The sequence below is a fragment of the Secundilactobacillus paracollinoides DSM 15502 = JCM 11969 genome, assembly GCF_001311135.1.
GTDB classification, from domain to species: domain Bacteria; phylum Bacillota; class Bacilli; order Lactobacillales; family Lactobacillaceae; genus Secundilactobacillus; species Secundilactobacillus paracollinoides.
In genome coordinates this window covers 1-1,930 of the sequence record NZ_BBAG01000134.1, presented here as the reverse complement: position 1 = coordinate 1,930, position 1,930 = coordinate 1, and the positions used below count along the sequence as shown (strand labels likewise).

Genomic DNA, 1,930 nt, shown 5'->3' with positions numbered 1-1,930 from the left:
TCCGAACGGCAATCTTTTTCATTATTCATGTGATACAATATAGATAATCGTCTATGTTTAATGTGGAGGAATTTACTGATGCACTATGAGTATAAAGATTTGGCATCACTTTTAAAGGTGGTTGCTGAACCTAACCGTCTTAAGATTTTAGAAATGATGTCCTGTGGTGAGATGTGTGGGTGTGATATACTTGCACACTTTAACTTTACACAACCGACTCTATCCCACCATATGAGTATTCTGGAAAAAAGTGGATTAGTTAACGTAAGAAAAGATACTAAGTGGCACTATTATTCTTTAAATTCAAACAAAAAAGAAAGACTGATTAGTGAATTAACACAAATACTATCTAAAACTGACCATTGCATATGTAAGGATTCACATTCAAACTGTTAGCTTTTTTATTTTGCATTATACATAGATAAATATCTATATGGAGGGCTATTATGCGTACTTCTAAAAATTTATCATTCATGGACCGTTATATGACCTTATGGGTATTTTTAGCTATGGCACTGGGAATTATTAGCGGTTTAGCTTTTCCATCGCTCCCTAAAATAATTAATAGTTGGTCTATCGGTACAACATCAATTCCAATAGCAATAGGCTTAATATTAATGCTATATCCACCACTAACCAAAGTTAATTATGGCAAAATGGGTGATGTATTTAAGGACAAAAAGGAACTTGCTTTTTCATTAGTTCAAAATTGGATCGTTGGCCCTATTTTAATGTTTGCTCTTGCTGTTATCTTTCTACACAATTATCCAAACTATATGATTGGTTTAATCATGATCGGTTTAGCACGGTGTATTGCTATGGTTATTGTGTGGAATGAATTAGCGCAGGGTAATAACGATTATGCTGCTGGTCTAGTAGCTTTTAACTCAATTTTTCAGATTTTGCTATATTCCGTTTATGCATACTTCTTTATTAGTGTCTTACCAAAATTCTTTGGGCTACAAACACAGACAATTAATATTACAATGAGTGAAATTGCTAAAAGTGTTTTTATTTATCTTGGTATTCCTTTCATTTTGGGCATTGGTTCTCGTTACTTTATCATTAGCACAAAGGGTAAAGAATGGTTTGAAGATAAATATGTACCAAAAATAAGCAGAATTACTACTTGGGCTTTACTCTTTACAATAGTAGTGATGTTTTCTGTCAAGGGTGCAAAAGTAGTTCAACTACCAATGGACGCAATAAGAATTGCTGTTCCTTTATTACTATATTTTGTCTTAATGTTCTTCATAACCTTTTGGATTGCGAAAAAGACTAAAACTAGTTATTCAATTTCTGCGACACAATCTTTCACCGCTGCAAGTAATAACTTTGAATTAGCTGTTGCAGTAACAGTCGCTATATTTGGCTTGAATTCTGGAGAAGCATTTGCTGCCGTTATTGGCCCAATGGTTGAAGTACCGGTAATGATCTTATTAGTTGATGTAGCACTATGGATTAAAAGAAAATATTATGATTAAGGAGTAACCAAATGAAAAAAATCTATTTTCTCTGTACCGGGAATTCATGTCGAAGCCAAATGGCCGAAGGATACGCAAAAGAACTTTTTCCTTCCGATAAATTCGAAATTAGAAGTGCGGGCGTAGAAAAGCATGGTTTAAACAAAAATGCAGTACAAGTTATGGCAGAAGATGGTGTCGATATTAGTCAGCAGTATTCAAAACTGATTGATTTAAATTACTTCAATTCAGCTAATCTAATTGTTACTTTATGCGGTGATGCACGAGATAAATGTCCAGTTATTCCACCACAAGCTACAAGTATTCATTGGCCATTACCCGACCCTGCAAAAGCCACTGGAACAGAAAAAGAAAAACTACAAGCCTTTAGAAAAGTTCGAAACAAAATAAAAGATAATCTATTCGAACTTGTACAAAATTATAAATAGGGTCCATTTTTAACAAAT

3 protein-coding genes are annotated in these 1,930 nt (G+C 33.6%); all 3 read left to right on the top strand.

Annotated features, from left to right (window positions below):
- The first annotated feature begins 78 nt into the window (after positions 1-78).
- From JCM11969_RS16520 to arsC, 3 genes are read left to right on the top strand one after another with little or no spacing between them, the layout of a single operon-like run.
- Positions 79-396 (top strand): ArsR/SmtB family transcription factor, encoded by a 318-nt coding sequence (locus JCM11969_RS16520; RefSeq protein WP_054712980.1) that lies wholly within the window; start codon positions 79-81, stop codon positions 394-396.
- Positions 397-446: 50 nt separating this feature from the next.
- Positions 447-1,484, top strand: a complete 1,038-nt coding sequence (arsB, locus tag JCM11969_RS16515) for an ACR3 family arsenite efflux transporter (protein ID WP_012391387.1) — start codon at positions 447-449, stop codon at positions 1,482-1,484.
- An 11-nt stretch (positions 1,485-1,495) separates the two neighbouring features.
- Positions 1,496-1,912: an arsenate reductase (thioredoxin) gene (arsC, locus tag JCM11969_RS16510; protein ID WP_054712978.1), complete on the top strand. Its 417-nt coding sequence runs from the start codon at positions 1,496-1,498 to the stop codon at positions 1,910-1,912.
- Positions 1,913-1,930 lie beyond the last annotated feature (18 nt).

What these genes read in the sequence shown, in the direction of transcription:
- JCM11969_RS16520 (WP_054712980.1), top strand. Translation starts at nt 79, where the DNA reads ATGCACTATGAGTATAAAGATTTGGCATCACTTTTAAAGGTGGTTGCT.
- arsB (WP_012391387.1), top strand. Translation starts at nt 447, where the DNA reads ATGCGTACTTCTAAAAATTTATCATTCATGGACCGTTATATGACCTTA.
- arsC (WP_054712978.1), top strand. Translation starts at nt 1,496, where the DNA reads ATGAAAAAAATCTATTTTCTCTGTACCGGGAATTCATGTCGAAGCCAA.